This window comes from Novosphingobium sp. BL-A-28-Hi1-0D, from assembly GCF_055521755.1.
In genome coordinates, this window is the sequence record NZ_CM145502.1 from 2,780,848 (window position 1) to 2,795,623 (window position 14,776).

15 protein-coding genes are annotated in these 14,776 nt (G+C 57.6%); 6 read left to right on the forward strand and 9 right to left on the reverse strand.

The genetic code is table 11. The annotated features are described in order from the left end of the window. Window positions 1–19 precede the first annotated feature (19 nt). On the reverse strand, window positions 20–352 hold the full coding sequence (locus ACZ1JW_RS13525; RefSeq protein WP_465140930.1) for a TrbC/VirB2 family protein: 333 nt from the start codon (window positions 350–352) through the stop codon (window positions 20–22). A gap of 341 nt (window positions 353–693) precedes the next feature. Between ACZ1JW_RS13525 and ACZ1JW_RS13530 the strand changes: the two genes are divergently transcribed. The 5 genes from ACZ1JW_RS13530 (at window position 694) to ACZ1JW_RS13550 (ending at window position 4,214) form a co-directional block, all read left to right on the forward strand. Further along, on the forward strand, window positions 694–1,152 hold the full coding sequence (locus ACZ1JW_RS13530; protein ID WP_465140931.1) for a helix-turn-helix domain-containing protein: 459 nt from the start codon (window positions 694–696) through the stop codon (window positions 1,150–1,152). A 35-nt stretch (window positions 1,153–1,187) separates the two neighbouring features. Further along, window positions 1,188–1,445, forward strand: coding sequence for an AlpA family transcriptional regulator (locus ACZ1JW_RS13535; protein WP_465140932.1), 258 nt, complete (start codon window positions 1,188–1,190; stop codon window positions 1,443–1,445). A gap of 399 nt (window positions 1,446–1,844) precedes the next feature. Next, on the forward strand, window positions 1,845–2,540 hold the full coding sequence (locus ACZ1JW_RS13540) for an EthD domain-containing protein (protein ID WP_465140933.1): 696 nt from the start codon (window positions 1,845–1,847) through the stop codon (window positions 2,538–2,540). Window positions 2,541–2,739: 199 nt separating this feature from the next. Continuing rightward, a complete protein-coding gene (locus ACZ1JW_RS13545) occupies window positions 2,740–3,618 on the forward strand; it encodes an NAD(P)H-binding protein (protein WP_465140934.1) in 879 nt (292 codons plus the stop codon). A 134-nt stretch (window positions 3,619–3,752) separates the two neighbouring features. Next, window positions 3,753–4,214: a hypothetical protein gene (locus ACZ1JW_RS13550; protein WP_465140935.1), complete on the forward strand. Its 462-nt coding sequence runs from the start codon at window positions 3,753–3,755 to the stop codon at window positions 4,212–4,214. A gap of 100 nt (window positions 4,215–4,314) precedes the next feature. Here ACZ1JW_RS13550 and ACZ1JW_RS13555 read toward each other — a convergent pair whose 3' ends face one another. After that, entirely contained in the window at window positions 4,315–5,604 is a 1,290-nt protein-coding gene (locus ACZ1JW_RS13555) for an NADH:flavin oxidoreductase (RefSeq protein ID WP_465140936.1), read from the reverse strand. Between the two features lie 278 nt (window positions 5,605–5,882). Between ACZ1JW_RS13555 and ACZ1JW_RS13560 the strand changes: the two genes are divergently transcribed. Then, window positions 5,883–6,992, forward strand: coding sequence for a Rieske 2Fe-2S domain-containing protein (locus tag ACZ1JW_RS13560; RefSeq protein WP_465140937.1), 1,110 nt, complete (start codon window positions 5,883–5,885; stop codon window positions 6,990–6,992). 7 nt (window positions 6,993–6,999) lie between these two features. Here ACZ1JW_RS13560 and ACZ1JW_RS13565 read toward each other — a convergent pair whose 3' ends face one another. The 7 genes from ACZ1JW_RS13565 to hmgA form a co-directional block, all read right to left on the reverse strand. Continuing rightward, window positions 7,000–8,364, reverse strand: coding sequence for a sulfatase-like hydrolase/transferase (locus ACZ1JW_RS13565; protein WP_465140938.1), 1,365 nt, complete (start codon window positions 8,362–8,364; stop codon window positions 7,000–7,002). 66 nt (window positions 8,365–8,430) lie between these two features. Beyond that, complete coding sequence (locus ACZ1JW_RS13570; protein WP_465140939.1) at window positions 8,431–8,826, reverse strand: c-type cytochrome; 396 nt, start codon at window positions 8,824–8,826, stop codon at window positions 8,431–8,433. After that, window positions 8,823–10,496, reverse strand: a complete 1,674-nt coding sequence (locus ACZ1JW_RS13575) for an FAD-binding oxidoreductase (protein ID WP_465140940.1) — start codon at window positions 10,494–10,496, stop codon at window positions 8,823–8,825. Before ACZ1JW_RS13575 ends, ACZ1JW_RS13570 begins: the two co-directional genes overlap by 4 nt. A gap of 4 nt (window positions 10,497–10,500) precedes the next feature. Further along, a complete protein-coding gene (locus ACZ1JW_RS13580) occupies window positions 10,501–11,097 on the reverse strand; it encodes a hypothetical protein (protein WP_465140941.1) in 597 nt (198 codons plus the stop codon). 78 nt (window positions 11,098–11,175) lie between these two features. Then, window positions 11,176–11,976 (reverse strand): SDR family NAD(P)-dependent oxidoreductase, encoded by an 801-nt coding sequence (locus ACZ1JW_RS13585; protein ID WP_465140942.1) that lies wholly within the window; start codon window positions 11,974–11,976, stop codon window positions 11,176–11,178. Between the two features lie 111 nt (window positions 11,977–12,087). Further along, complete coding sequence (gene fahA / locus ACZ1JW_RS13590) at window positions 12,088–13,404, reverse strand: fumarylacetoacetase (RefSeq protein WP_465140943.1); 1,317 nt, start codon at window positions 13,402–13,404, stop codon at window positions 12,088–12,090. After that, window positions 13,401–14,705: a homogentisate 1,2-dioxygenase gene (gene hmgA / locus ACZ1JW_RS13595; protein WP_465140944.1), complete on the reverse strand. Its 1,305-nt coding sequence runs from the start codon at window positions 14,703–14,705 to the stop codon at window positions 13,401–13,403. Before hmgA ends, fahA begins: the two co-directional genes overlap by 4 nt. Between the last annotated feature and the right edge of the window lie 71 nt (window positions 14,706–14,776).

Sequence of the window (14,776 nt, forward strand, 5' to 3'; positions counted from 1 at the left end):
AGGCGTCACGGATCGGTGATCAGATGACGGCGGTGATCACCGAGGTGACGATCGGAACGCCTGTGCCGACACCCACGCCGACGCCGACCGGCACGGCGATCTGGCCGAGCGTGAAACGGCCCGAGGCAAGGCTAATGAGGCCGGCAGCGAGGCTGAGGACGGTGATGATCTTGCCGCCCGAGCCCTGCAGGAAGCCCGTGAATTTCGTCAGAGCGGTGGTGAAGGTGGCGTCGGTGCCCGCGTATGCCGTGCCAGCGGCGAGCGCGAGCGCGGCGACCGGCAGGATGAGGGCAGCAGACTTGGCGAGGTGGGCCTTGGAGCGGCCAGGCAAGGGGAGGGCAATCAAGGTCATGGAGCGTTCTCCGAGGGGGTGGTCGCAGCGGTCATCGCCGCTGCCCCACCGTCTTGGCCGGAGAAACTGGTCTAGGAAAAGAGAAGGCTGATCGAGGAAGTGTTCTTGGACAAATCTGGACGATCGATGCGGTGGCAGCTCGGCAGATCTGGCCTGGATCGGCCAGATATCTTGCTAAAGACGACGGAAATGTGCGCCAAAGCGAGCCAATTTGCGAGACACTACCCAGAATCGGTTCAATCTAGGATAACCGATATGTTCTAAATATGTTCTTTTTTGTTCCTAGCGAAGCAGACTCGCGCTACATGTCCGAGTCGAACCAAGTGGGGCCGATTTTGGACATGACCTGCAGCGCACAGACCTTAGGGATCAACGCAAGACTGGCGCGGCTCCTGACCGCTGCCGTCGACCGTTCTGGCAAGTCGCGCCGCGAGGTCGCGCGAGCGGCAGGCATGAACAAGGACACCTTCCTACGGATTTTGCGCGGCGAGAAGGCTGTCACGCTCGATGATGCTGAGCGCGTGCTCGATGCGAGCGGGCTTGCGTTCAATGGCGCCCTGCTGCTCGCTATCCTAGGGCACGAGGATCTCGCGGTCGAATGGCTGGGTGAAGATGTGGGCGCATTCCTCGATCAGTTCCTCACCACCCTGCCGGTGACGATGAACGAAACGCTGGGCCCCCGCATTGCCGATCTTCGCCCGCGCTGGGCCATCGGCACCTCGCGCCTCGTGGCGCGGCTGCTAGCCAAACACATCGATGATTTTGCCGAACGCGACATTTCTCTCGTGCTCGGCAGGTGAGGGGATCGGGGGCGGCGTGACCAAACGAGGAGACCATGACCATGTCACGAGTTGCTGCACAGCGTGTTCCTGAGGCTGACGCCGAAACGGCAGAACCTGCAATTGTGTTCACCGCGCCCCCGCGCTTGATCCGCCTGCCCGAGGTTATGGCGCGGGTCGGGCTCAAGCGTTCGTCGATCTACCAGCGTATGGCTGAGGGCCGTTTTCCGAAAGGTCGTTCGCTCGGTCCGAAATCCACGGTTTGGGTTGAATCTGAGATCGATGCTTGGATTGTGGCAGTCGTGCAAGGCTAGCCCGGGTGCGTTTACTAGGAAGTGTCCAGAGAGAGCGCCGAACAAACAGAAGCTCGAGCCATCCCATAGGCGATGGGCTATTCAACCTTAGGTCGCTCGCATTCATCTGAAGGGAGCCAGGCCTCTTGAACAATCTATATGAGCGAGACCCGCATGTCTGTTCCTGAATTGTTCAGTTGCGTAGATGCCATCAGGATCGAAAAATGCGGGTGCTAAAATTGATCTGAAGGCGCGTTCAAGCTGATATTATGTGCAAATTGAACGGAATCAGGAACATACCTTTAAAATTACGGATTTTAATTCGAAATATTCAAAATCCAATTTTTGGTTTTGCTCGATTTTTTGACTATCTGAATGAAATATAATGAGATTTTTTTCCAAATGTTTGGAGATATATAAATGTTTAAAGTGATTTTTCTTCTCGCACAGCGCGTAGATATGAGTCCAGGTGACCTCACGGCGCTCTGGTTAAAATACCCTTGGAAGTCAGTGATCGGGCACGAGATGGTGGTGAAGCACGTTCACAATCGAACTATTCCAGATGTCATGCCTATTGAAAACGCGCCTGCTGGCATGTTTGATGCGATTGATGAGTTCTGGTTCGCCGATGCCGCAACGGCAGTGACCTATTTTGGTTCCCAGCATTTCCGAGATTTCTGGGGTGCAAATTGTGCCAAACTTTTGTCCTGTCCCCCGCTCGTGATTTCCGGAACGCCGCACCTCCTGTGGCAGCGTGCGGCGTCTCAGGCTTCAGTTCAGGTCAAGATCATTACTCTTCCTGCGCGCAAGGATGGGATGAGCCCGGAAGAGTTTGCCCACTACTGGATTCACATTCATTCCGCTCTTGCACTTGATGGCCAAGGTACGAAGGATCGGCTGATCCGCTTGGAACCCTGTCCTTCGGAAAACCGTATCGCGACTGGTTTTCCGGCGGCTCCGTTTGATGGTGCCGGGACGATCGAATTCGCGGACGCGCAGGCCCTCCAGATGGAATTTGCCAGTGACCATTATCATCAGGTGCTGGCTCCGGACGAACCTCGTTTTACTGATCCCGCGCTCTCGCGCGCGGTTATGGTCGAGCCGTTCTTGGTATAGGCAGTTGATGTCGCAAGGTTGATCTCTCCGCGGCCATCGATCTCACCGCACCTCGCCATCATTGGAGATCTATTTGACATCGATACGCATCGTATTGTAAATACCCCTTTGCCCGGAGAAGATCAAAACTTGGCGGGAATGGGAGGGCGATTTGTCCAGAATTGTGATCAGCGGCGCTTCGGGGGATCTTGGACGTCGCGTGACCGAGCGACTGCTCGAAGCGCGCCCCGATGCCGAGCTTACGCTGGTGACGCGCAGTCCTGAGAAGCTAGCTCACCGTATCAGTGGGACGGTTAACGTTTGCCAAGGCGACTATACTGATCCGGCGTCCCTCGACGCTGCCTACCAGGGCGGGGGGACATTGCTGATGATCAGCGGCCTCAATCTTGGCCGACGGGTTGGCGAACATCGCAACGCGATTGCGGCTGCAAAGAAGGCTGGCATCGCTCAAATCGTGTATACGTCGGTTCTCGGCATCAATCCGAACAATCCGGCGCTGTCTGCCAAGGACCACTATCAGACTGAAGGGGACTTGCGCGCGTCTGGCATCCCATCGGTGATCTTACGCGACGCTCTTTATGCTGAAATCATGACGAATTTCGTTATACGCGCGGCCCTGCCGTTCGGGCGCTTCAACATGGCGGCCGGTGACGGACGGCTCTCTCCCGTCTCGAAGCTCGATGTTGTTCGCTGCGTTACGGAGTGCGTCCTAAGAGCAGACCACTACTCCGGCTCTGTTTTTGAAATCACCGGTCCCGAAATGCTGAGCTTGGCAGAAATCGCTAGGTTTGCCTCGGAATATCATGGATCGCCGATGGTCTATGATGCGGTGACCCCTGAAGAACGCCTCGCTTTCTTCGATTCTATTGGATACCCGCGCACATACGATCCGGACATGCCAATGAGCGCGGACGGCCATATGTGGGCGAGCGATGAGCTGGTCTCGGCAGACATGGCGATCTCGCAGGGCTACCAAGGCATTCTCACCGACCATGTGAAGCTGCTCACCGGACGCAATCCGGAGCGGCTGAGCGAGGTTTTCGCGCGATGCGGCGACAAGCGCTATGATGAACTCTGAGCCGCGCCATTTGCAAGACCCTGCCAAGTAAGATGCGCGTCGCAAGGTTGGCGATCAATGCTAGTGCCGGTTTCAGCTGAAATGATGAGAGCGGGCTACGGGAGCCTGTTCGGAAGAGAAGGGTTGTTCTCGCCATGGAACGCTACATTCGGACAGAGACAATCTTCAGCGTAGTTGGCTCGACAGTGGTGAATGTCCTGTTCTTCTTGTTAGTGTTCGGAATGAAGGGGCCGATCGAGGTGTGGGGCGTCGGAAAGTACGCTTTCGACTTTGTCCCGCAATCCTTCATGACAGCTTTGATCTGCATCTGGTTGCCAGGCGTTATCACTCGCAAGCGCTTGTCCAGTGGCGCGGTGGTCAAGCTGCTCGGCCCGCGCCCACGTCCTGCCTCGCTGAGATTGCGGGGTCTGCTGTACGGTAGCATTGCACTTGGGCTTGGTGCTGGTGCCGTCTCGGCGGGGCTATTTCTGTCCGGACTGAACGAGGTCAACTGGTTGGGCGGGTTTGTCTTCAAACTTGCCTATGGCGCGATTGTGGCAGCGATTGTGACGCCCGTGGGGCTTCATGCCGTGTTGCGTGAGGCTTCTCCGCGCTAACGTCAAGGCAGGCGCGCTGCGGGTTTGCTGGGTTCCAAGCAGATATGAAGTGAACGCGGACGTTGCACGCCGCGCTCGCTCACTCCAGTGGCCCCAGGCCTCATTTGTTTGGAATGATCTTGGCAACCACGCCCATCAAGGCTTTCGACCCCGTTGCACCCAGCACGAGTTCCTCGATCGGGCGCTGGACGATGCGGTCGAGCGGCGGGAGGCTTGATCTGCGCGATTCACGCCCCATCGCAGGGTTGACGCCGCACCGCACCGGCATTCCGAAGACCATTCGGCGCATGCAGGTGTTGTCTCGAACGCACTTCACGATTGTTTCAGGCCGCCCTTCACAAACCTTGCGCGCGTAGTCCGGATCGGCAAGCGTTGAACGCGCCAACATGACTAGATCGCCATTGCCTTCGGAGATGGCCTTTGCGGCCCGAGCTGGGTCATGAATGCCCTGGATCAGCACCGGCACCGAAAGGGTCTCCTTGAAGACTCTGGCTTCCCCGCTGTCGACGAGCTCACCATCGACCGCCGGAGCGCTTGCCTGCATTCTTTCGTAACAACCGGCTGATAGCGCAACGTAATCCAGCCCAGCTGCTTCGACAAGCTTGGCAATTTCGGCGAACCCATGCACGCCTTGTCCATCTGGCATATAGTCGTTCGCCGGAAGGCGCAGACCCACAACATATTCGGCTGGCACTCTCTTGCGGATTCCGGAAATGATGTTGACGAGCATTCGAGCGCGGTTCTCTGCCGAACCACCGTATTGATCCTTGCGCTTGTTTGTCCGGTCGGAAAGGAACGAAGACATGAAGTAGCTCATGTGGGCTGCTACTTCGACCCCATCAAAACCAGACTTCACGGTTGTAATCGCACATTCGATCATCTCGACTTCGTACGCCCGGATCTGTTCGAGCGTTGCTTCCTTTGCGATAGGAGTTACCTTGTCTGCTGGTACGATGAAGCCCTGCGGGAATTGGTCTTTCGGGATCGTGAGCTGCCGCTCGCTTGCCGAGATATTCGGCCGTTCTACCGTTGGGACGCCCATGACGCCGAAGCCGGGCATGATCTCCGCGATGATCGGGACGCCGTATGCGTGCACCGCATCGGTCATCTTGCGAAAGTCGGGGACAAGCGATTCCAGATCGGGCCTTAGGCAGGCCTTAACCATGGCTTCGGCTGCTCCACGCTCACTTGCCACCATTCCGCCGACGATAATCATCCCGATGCCGCCGCGTGCGCGTGCCTCAAAGAATGCTATCGTTTGTTCGCTTGGGCCACCATCTGGACGGGGCGCATTGGCCGCCATGGGCCCCATGACCATCCGGTTCGCAAGATTGAGTTGACCGATCTTGAACGGCGTACTCAGAATGTTTGCTGCCTGAAGTTCGGTCATTGATGCGCCCTTTCCGAAGCGATCCAAGTTTGTTTTTCCAGCGCTGACCCGTCCTCGGCTTTCGCTTTCAAACCGGGTGCCGACGCTGGTTTTGAGCCACGTTACACGTTGGTCTACCGTAGGTGGCCGAACAGTTTCGATACGTCAAGTGTAAGAAATGTGGCCTTGATGATCTGCGGATAGACCTTCGAGCCTTGCCATATCTTGCTGCCAGCTTGCCCATATGCGATACGGTACGTATGCAATAATTTCAGGCTTTGGACTGGAGAATGCGATCGATGACCTTGCCTTCGCCTGAAGTTATCGCCGCCTCTCGGCGGGCTTCCGCAGAGATGGCGGACGGCACTACGCAGTTCATTCTCGATGAATGGTATGTTGCCGCGTTTTCCGAAGAAGTAGGCCGCTCATTCTTGGCGCGGACCCTACTGGGCAAGAAGGTGCTACTGTTTCGGACCGAAGCGGGCGAGGTGGTGGCTCTTGATGATCGCTGCGCCCATCGATCCTATCCATTGTCGTCAGGAGAACTTGTAGGTGATACCGTCGTGTGCGGCTATCACGGATTCCGCTACAACGTCGCCGGAGACTGCATTGATGTTCCGTCAATGGCCAAATGCCCGCGATCGATCGGCGTGAAAATCTATGCCATTGCGGAATGCGGACCACTGGTTTGGATATGGATGGGAGACGCCGGAAAGGCTGATAGGTCCCTTATCCCCGACACAAGCTATCAATGGAGCCCCGATTGGGTTTGCTCCAAAGGCTATTTCCACCTGCAGGGCAACTATGTGAGTTTGCATGAAAACCTGCTCGATCTCACGCACCTGAGCTATATTCACGCCAAGAGCTTTGGGACCCCGGAATATGCTCGGGCGCCATACCGAACGCAGCTAAGCGACGGCCGCTACCTGGTGCACAGAGAGGTTATCCCGACGCTCTTACCGCCTGTCTGGGCAGATCCTGCCGGCTTGAGCGGCATTTCAACTGCAGCACGGGTTGCGACTTCGGAATTCATGTCGCCCGGTTTTCACCGGGTCACCGTCAGCTTCTACGATTCCGCCTTGCTCGAGCACGAACGACCAGTAAGCACGATAAGGACTTCCCATCTGCCCACGCCCGAAACGCATTCGAGCACACACTACTTCATCGTCCACGGCCGCGATTTCGCGCTGCACGATCCAGAGCAGACAGGCATCATGCACGAGCGCCTGTTTGCAGCCTTCGCTGAAGATGTCGAAGCGATGGATAAGTTGGAGAGGGTGCTGGAAGTAACTGCACCTGAAGACTTCTATGAAATCTCGGTTCCGACCGATGGGCCAGCGGTGGCAATGCGACGCTACCTGTTGAAGCGGGCCTGTTCGTTTGGGTTAACTCGCCGAGAAGGCATCTAGAAGTCTGCTATCTTGGCGGCTTGACCCCAGGGTGGTCAGCCATCACATCGCCGGTAAACGCATGTGTGGCCGACAGGGGATCAAGCGGAAGCATCTGCGCATTCCACGCCTGCCATGCTGTGTGCAGTTCCTTGAAAACCTCCGGGTGGCGATCCTTGATATTGGCGCGTTCGAGGGGATCCTTCACAACATCAAACAGGAACGCGTTGGCGCCGATCTCGAGATATTTCCAGTTTTCACACCGCATGGCTTGCTGGGTTTGGAACTTGTAGCGCCAATACAGGTCGCGCTGCGGCAATGAGCGCCCAGCCAAGGCAGGACGAATATCAATACCGTCGCTAGGATATGCAGGATCAGGCGAAGCACCGGCTGCACCAACAAAGGTTGGTAGCCAGTCCATCGATATGATCGGATCCGAACATTCGCTGCCCGGTCGGGTCTGGCCGGGCCACACTACAATCGCAGGAACACGCAGTCCGCCTTCAAGCAGTTCTCCCTTCTTGCCTGAGAATGGCCAGGTGTCCGAAAAGCGCTCTCCGCCGTTGTCACTTGTGAAAACGATCACGGTGTCGTCGCCAATGCCGAGAGTGCGGACCGCTTTGACGATTCGGCCGACCTGGTAATCCAGCCTCGTGACCAGTGCTGCGTAAGTCTCCAGAGTACCAGAATCCCAGCTCATCATGGCCGCTGGGTTTTTCACGGCGTCTAGCCGTTGGGACTCCTTTTGGTCATTTATGCCTTCCCATGGCCAATGCGGTGCCGTGAAATGGAGGCTCATGAACCACGGTTTTGTTGATTTGGACGCCTGCTTAATCGTAGCGATTGCCTGATCGGCAAGCAGATCGGTCAGATAACCGGCCTTTTCGATCGGCGTGTTCCCGTCCCAGAGATCGCCTTGGTTGGCGAACTTGTGGGTGAAATAATCCACGCCGCCGCCGCGAATGCCCCAGAAGGAGTCGTAGCCGCTTTGCAGAGGGCCATAATCTGGCAACTGACCCATGTGCCATTTGCCGATCAGACTGGTCGAGTAGCCCGCCTGGCGCAAGAGTGACGCGATCGTAGGATGAATGGGCGGCAAACCGACTTTACGGTCAGTGAGTGGCTCTTCCAGCCCGATCGGAAGGCGGTATTGATATCGTCCTGTTGCAAGTCCAACGCGAGTGGCTGTGCATACGGCGCTGTTAGCGTAGGCACTCGTAAATCGCATGCCGCGAGCCGCAAGCGCATCGACGTTGGGGGTCTGATAGTCGCGGCGCCCGTAACAGGAAATATCAGCATAGCCGAGGTCATCCGCAAGGATGAACAGGAAATTTGGCCTCTTCGGTCCGCGCGCCAATGCGGGAGCCGTTGCTCCAAGGCAGGCGGCTGCCATTCCGGAGATTGCTTCTCGCCGATCAACTCTAACGACCATATGCCGCCCTCAAACTTCCGCGCAAACTTATCTTCCCGATTTTGCCTTCGGGTCCGGTTGATGGCTGAGGTAGGCGCCAAGCGAAGCGAGTTGGGAGTCGGTGATCTCGGTCTTGCGGAAGGGAGGCATAATGGAAACACCTTGGCGCACGAACATAGCCACCGCTTCCGGCGTAAGGTCTTCCCGCTTTTCAAGCGCCGCGGGCAAGTCATTGCCATACTTTACGGCCAATGATGCCGTACCAGGATACCTGGGTCCGTCGCCATGACATTCCACGCACCATTTATTGAAAACCTGTTTGCCGGGGTCCCTTGCAATCATTGCGACAGCCTGATCCGAAGGCTTTTGGTTCGGCGTAGAACTCGCACTGACAGCAACCGTCGCAAAGGCTGCAGCAGCCAATCCAATCCGGGCCTTCATCATGCTTTTCCTCTCAAATGACGTGGCCAGATGCCGTACCGGCCTGGGGACAGGATACCCTTTGGATCGACGGCATCCTTTACAACTTCGTGGAAGCGGAGCAGCGCATTGTTGTTGTAGGAGTAGGCCCCCATGACCTGGTCCTGAAAAATGGTCGGTGTTCTGTATTCGCCCCAGCCATGCTCAGCACCAACCCCAATCAATTCACGAAATGCCGCGACCGATACTTCGTTTATCTTTGGGTCATCCATGATCGGAAAGCCAAGGATGAACAGGAAAGTGCGTTCATAAAATGGTGAAGGGAGAGAAAAGGGCCGCAGGTTGAACATCGGCAGATTTTTGAGCAACGGTTTGCTGTTGATGGCTGCTTCAAAGACCCGATTGGCCTCGAAGATGCCTTCCGCACTCTGCGGGATGACCGGCGAGAACCACATGTGTCCGCGCGCCGTTACAGGGTTGCCCCCAGCGCGTGTTCCAAACGCAAAGAATTCGAGGTTGGGAACACCGACATTCTGTGGGTAAATCTGCTGCTTGGCCGCCGCATCGCGCGGGTCGGTCAGGATTTCGCTGGCTTTGAACGTCGCCCCCTTGATCCGCGAAGAGGCGATGTCCTGCACGGCTTCCCACTGCGCTGCGACAACCTTCTTGGGGCCATAGAACGTCAGGTTGAGGGTCCAGTATGGGATCGCGTGATCAAGAGCATATTGCTGAAGCGCCGCCGAGTGACCGAGGGTTGCGCCGGCAATCAGATCAAGGTGCTGCTTGTCGAACTTGGGCGGGCCGTTGAAGAACATATCAACGATAGTCTTCGTGTCTCCGCCAGCGCCCAAGATCGGGCTGCTTAGCTCTGGCGGCCCGGAAGCAATCGCTAGATTCTCTACATATTTGAGCGTTTCGACGAGGTCGTGCAGGTCTTCGTACTTCGGGACTTGGACAATGCCCGTCATAAACGCTTCCGGTTCTGGCATCAGCCAGAAACCCATTTTGGTCACGATGCCGAAATTGGACTGGGAAAACATCCCGTCAATAATCGGACCGAAGCCGTTCTTGTACTGTGCCCAGGTCTTTGAGTTGGGCAGGGCACCCATGCCGGTTCGTACGATTTCGCCGTTTGCGAGAACCACTTCCATCCCGCAGTGGGCGTCGAAGTGATTGCGGAAACGGGATGCCGTGTGGCCTACCCCATGGTCCAGCGCATTGCCGACGAGGCTTCCCCAGCCTGGATCGGGCACATCGAGCCAGACCTTCAGGCCCTTTTCCTGTATGTAATTATAGAGGTCGAAATAGCTGACACCCGGTTCGACAATCGCATAGTGATTGCTGTCACTGACCTCGATGATGCGGTTCATACGCTTCAGGTCGAGCACCACGCTTCCCGAGTAGGACGGCGCGGAGCCACCGTAGCCAAGATTGCGGCCAGTCGAGATCGTGTAGAGCGGAATGCCGCGCTGATTGGCGATCTTGACGACAGCCTGGACTTCTTCGACCGATGATGGTGCGACAGCAGCTGATGCTGTGCGGTCGTCGTCCGTTCCTCGCAGCGGGGAATAAGCATCCCGGTAAAGCTCGAGATCCTCCTCGCTTGAGAAGACCCATTCCTTGCCGACCACGCCGGCAAACTCCTGAAGCGCTGCTGCAAAAATCGAAGGTGAAATGCCTTGTGGAGTTCTCATGATGTCACTCGATTATCCATGATACGAGTTGCTGGCGAACGTCGTCCGCCGGGATCGCGGCACCAAAGTGCTTGGGCTCGCCCAGATTGCCGCCTTCGCGCGAATACCGGGCCAGCATTTGCGCCATCGCTTGTGGCCACTGCGCCGAGCCAGGTGCGAGGCTCGAAGTTGCGATGCTTCCGCAGATCGACGCATTAATCCTGTGCTGACATTGCTCGCTGGTGACGCCGATCTGATGAACCGCGATGATCCGACCCTTGCGGAACTGCCCATAGGCCTGCTGAGACAGGCCGTCCCAGACACTCCGGGTCGTCAAGCCAACCACAGCTCCGCTCTGGAAACTCAGCCAATGAGGATGGAGATGGTCTTGCCAGACAGTTGTCAGACCGGAAGTCACCTCGAGGCGATGAGCGCCTTCACTGCGCAGTGCTGCGGCAAGCGACCGGCTTTCGCTGATCCGGCCATCGACAACTACATATCGAATGCTGCGGCCTGACACTGCAGCCCGAGCAGCGCCGGGCATCCCAGCCAGAGCCGAGGCAATTGCAACTCCACGCAGCAGTGCGCGCCGATCCAGTTCGAGGCCACTTGAGTGCGTCATCGCCGTTTCCTCGTTACCCAGTTGTCGTACATGAAGTTCATTCTCGTTCTGATGCCGCAGCCAGATCTGTCCTAGGCGCTATTCCCAGACGGCCTTTGAATAGGAGGAGAAGCCGGGAACATGGATTGAAACACCGCCATCGGACGTCAGTGTCTGGCCGGTGATGTTTCGAGCCGCGTCGGATGCGAGGAAGGCGACAGGCTCTGCGATGTCTTCAGGAGCGCCAACCGAACCGCGCGGCGTTTCATCTTCGATGTTCTTGCGCCAGTGTGGCGGGAAGTCCTTCGCCGTTGTCGGGGTTAGGATGAGGCCCGGCGCCACGGCATTACAACGAACGCCCTTCGGGCCATAGGTCGTGGCAACGCTCCGGGTCATCTGGATGATCGCAGCCTTTGTCGCGCCATAGGCGGTCTGCCTCACGTGCCCTTGAAGCCCCAGACCCGAAACCGTGTTGATGATCGAACCCTGCGTTTCAATCAGATGGGGCAGGCATTCCCTGGTCATCAACATCGTACCGCGGCAGTTGACGGCAAAGATCTTGTCCCAAACAGCGGTCTGCATGTCGTGCAGGCTGCCGTCCATTGCGACCGTTTCACCAGCGACTGCCGCATTGTTGTGGAGGACATCAATCCTGCCGAAGTGGGCGACGATGGCTGCGACACAGGCCTTGATCGATGGTTCACTGGCAAGATCAAGTTCGACTGCAAAAGCGGCCGAGCCAATTTCCGCAGCAACCCGCTGAGCGCCCGACACGAAGATGTCAGCGATGGCCACCCCGGCGCCGCGCGAGGCCATCAGGCGGGCCGTCACTTCGCCAATTCCGCCTGCGCCGCCGGTGATAATTGCGACCTTGCCTTCGAGGTTCAGTGCTTCGTACAAATCCCGCTCCCAAGGCTAATTTACTTTGCGATACGTATAGTATTGTTAATGGGCGTGCGCAAGGGAATTGAATGCGCATGCACCTCAGGGCGAAGCGCTTGGCCTGTGGTATTAGGAAGCGACCCTGGCGGGCAGGATCGCCGCGCTGCATTGCCCCAGACCGATACGCCTGAGGCCTTCGCGCTCGGCCCATCCAGTCATGATGACTTCGTCACCATCCTCGAGGAATGTCCGCTCTTCACCATTAGGTAGAAGGAATGGAGTTTTGCCGCCTGAAGAAAGCTCCATCATGCTCCCACGTGCAGCGTCGTCTGGCCCCGAAATCGTGCCGCTCCCAAGCAGGTCGCCGGCTCCAATGTTGCACCCGTTGACCGTATGATGCGCTATCATCTGCGCGACGGTCCAATAGAGGTTGGACGCATGGGTGGAGCCAAGCCGCACCGGCGCGTGACCTTCGCGCCGCATCCGCTCCGTGGCGAGCGAAACCTCGATCTGGATATCAAACGCACCACTTGCCTGATCTTCGGCGTTCGAGAGATAGGGAAGGGGGGGGGGGTCACCAGCCGGGCGGGCTGTTTGGGCCAGGCGGAAAGGTTCAAGTGCTTCAGCGGTTACGACCCAGGGTGATACCGTGGTCGCAAAGTTCTTTGCCAGAAATGGACCGAGCGGCTGGTATTCCCAAGCCTGGACATCGCGTGCCGACCAATCATTCAGAAGGCATACCCCGGCGATGTGCTCGCGCGCCTCGCCGATCGGGATCGGCGTGCCAAGTTCATTGCTGCCAGCGATCCAGAAACCGAGTTCCACTTCGTAGTCGAGCCGCCGGCATGGAGCCACAAACGGTTCATCAGATTCCGGAGGGCGGATCTGGCCCTGCGGCCGCACAATCTGAGTACCTGACAGTCGCACGGACGATGAGCGGCCGTGGTAGCCGACCGGAACGTACTTGTAGTTGGGTAACAGCGGATTTTCCGGGCGCAACAGTGCGCCGACGGTTGTTGCATGATGGATACCGGCGTAAAAGTCGGTGAAGTCACGCACCGCGAGAGGGATTTGCAGTTCGCAACTCTCAGCAGCGATCAGATAAGCTGAGGCATATGGTTCAAACTTCCGATTGCTCAACAGCCGGAATATCGCGAGGCGAAGTTCTTTTCGGGCGCCGGCTGGAAGACTGAAGAGGGCATTGAGAGAGGGCAACTGCAACGCAACGCGGATCATGCCTGCCCACTGCGCCGAAAGGTCCAGCAGTTCAGCGGATCCCCTGAGATCGAGGATGAAGTCGCCAATTGCGACCCCGACACGAGGGCTTGAACCACCACTGGAGAATGCGCCGAAAGGCAGATTCTGGATCGGAAAATCGCTGTGCGAATCCGCCCCGGCTACCCAAGATGATGCTAACGGAGAATGCGTCTGATCTGGCAAAGTCATGTCCGTTTAAACCGAGCCTCGATGCCCGCCCAACAATCGTCGTAGTCCGGCTGGAGCGTCGCTGCGACGGCAGGCGCAGCACTCGGTCGGAAAATGGCGTGGGTCTCGAACATGAAAGCCATCGTACCTTCGAGCTTGTGTGGTTTTAGTTCGGCGGTCTCGGCGTTTCGCGTGGTTTCCCCGTCTGGGCCATGTGCGCTCATCCGAGAATGCAACGAGGCCCCGCCCGGAAAGAAGCCTTTTGCTTTGGCATCGTAGACGCCGGTCACCAGTCCCATGAGTTCGCTCATCAGGTTGCGGTGATACCAGGGCGGACGGAAAGTGCCTTCCGCGACCAACCAGCGAGGGGGGAAGATCACGAAGTCGATGTTGGCTTGCCCCCGAATGGCGGATGGTGAGGTGAGAACGGTGTAAATCGATGGATCGGGGTGATCGTAGCTGATCGTCCCGATCGCATTGAAGCGGAACAGGTCATACTTGTAAGGAGCACTGTTCCCATGCCACGCCACCACATCCAGCGGGGAGTGATCGAGGACTGTCTGCCATAGGCTTCCGTTGTATTTGGCAACCAAGACGTGGTCGCCGTCAATGTCCTCAAAAGCTGCCACGGGCGTAAGGAAATCGCGCGGATTGGCCAAGCCGTTCGAGCCGATGGGCCCGAGATCGGGCAGCCGCAGTTCTGCGCCGTGGTTTTCGCAAATGTACCCACGCGTGATGGGGCCTACTGGGGCCAGCCTGAATTTCACGCCGCGGGGAATGACGCAGATCTCTCCGGGCGAGACTTCGAGAATTCCGCATTCGGTGAAGAAACGCGAAGCGCCTTCAAAGGGCACAAAGAGCATCTCACCGTCGGAATTGTAGAAGGTGCGTTCCATGGCGCGGTCGGCACTATAGCGCCACGCCGTTATACCACTCGATGGTACATCAGTTGTTGCCGCCAGTGGCTGCAAGCCGTCGAGAAAATCACTGCCCGGTATTGCTGGCTGGGGATCCCAGCGGAGCCGGTTGGGAGATGGCCGTTCAAAAACCGCATCGAATCCGGGATGAGGAAGGGGCTCGAATGCGCCTTGTGCTGCGGACGGCCGAATGCGGTACAGCCATGTGCGGCGCAGTTCAGCGCGGGGCAAAGTGAAGGCTGTCGTCGAGAGTTGCTCGGCATAGAGGCCTAATGGCGCCCGCTGCGGGGAATTCTGATCTGCTGGGAGGGCGCCCCGGATTGCCTCGGTGGCGAAGTGGTTGCCAAATCCGGTCATGTAGGCGCCAGCTGGCGTGCCAGCGTCATTTCTCTGGATATCGTTCATCGCTCTACCCGCATTTTTGGTTTTGGTCAGCCCGAGTCAGGCACGAGACCGGCGCAATAGAAACTAAACGC

Excerpts from the sequence above, each read along its gene's own strand:
- ACZ1JW_RS13570 (WP_465140939.1), bottom strand. The coding sequence starts at position 8,826 with ATGATGAAGGCCCGGATTGGATTGGCTGCTGCAGCCTTTGCGACGGTT.
- ACZ1JW_RS13560 (WP_465140937.1), top strand. The coding sequence starts at position 5,883 with ATGACCTTGCCTTCGCCTGAAGTTATCGCCGCCTCTCGGCGGGCTTCC.
- ACZ1JW_RS13550 (WP_465140935.1), top strand. The coding sequence starts at position 3,753 with ATGGAACGCTACATTCGGACAGAGACAATCTTCAGCGTAGTTGGCTCG.
- ACZ1JW_RS13575 (WP_465140940.1), bottom strand. The coding sequence starts at position 10,496 with ATGAGAACTCCACAAGGCATTTCACCTTCGATTTTTGCAGCAGCGCTT.
- ACZ1JW_RS13555 (WP_465140936.1), bottom strand. The coding sequence starts at position 5,604 with ATGACCGAACTTCAGGCAGCAAACATTCTGAGTACGCCGTTCAAGATC.
- ACZ1JW_RS13540 (WP_465140933.1), top strand. The coding sequence starts at position 1,845 with ATGTTTAAAGTGATTTTTCTTCTCGCACAGCGCGTAGATATGAGTCCA.
- ACZ1JW_RS13565 (WP_465140938.1), bottom strand. The coding sequence starts at position 8,364 with ATGGCAGCCGCCTGCCTTGGAGCAACGGCTCCCGCATTGGCGCGCGGA.
- ACZ1JW_RS13580 (WP_465140941.1), bottom strand. The coding sequence starts at position 11,097 with ATGACGCACTCAAGTGGCCTCGAACTGGATCGGCGCGCACTGCTGCGT.
- ACZ1JW_RS13525 (WP_465140930.1), bottom strand. The coding sequence starts at position 352 with ATGACCTTGATTGCCCTCCCCTTGCCTGGCCGCTCCAAGGCCCACCTC.
- ACZ1JW_RS13530 (WP_465140931.1), top strand. The coding sequence starts at position 694 with ATGACCTGCAGCGCACAGACCTTAGGGATCAACGCAAGACTGGCGCGG.
- ACZ1JW_RS13535 (WP_465140932.1), top strand. The coding sequence starts at position 1,188 with ATGACCATGTCACGAGTTGCTGCACAGCGTGTTCCTGAGGCTGACGCC.
- hmgA (WP_465140944.1), bottom strand. The coding sequence starts at position 14,705 with ATGAACGATATCCAGAGAAATGACGCTGGCACGCCAGCTGGCGCCTAC.
- fahA (WP_465140943.1), bottom strand. The coding sequence starts at position 13,404 with ATGACTTTGCCAGATCAGACGCATTCTCCGTTAGCATCATCTTGGGTA.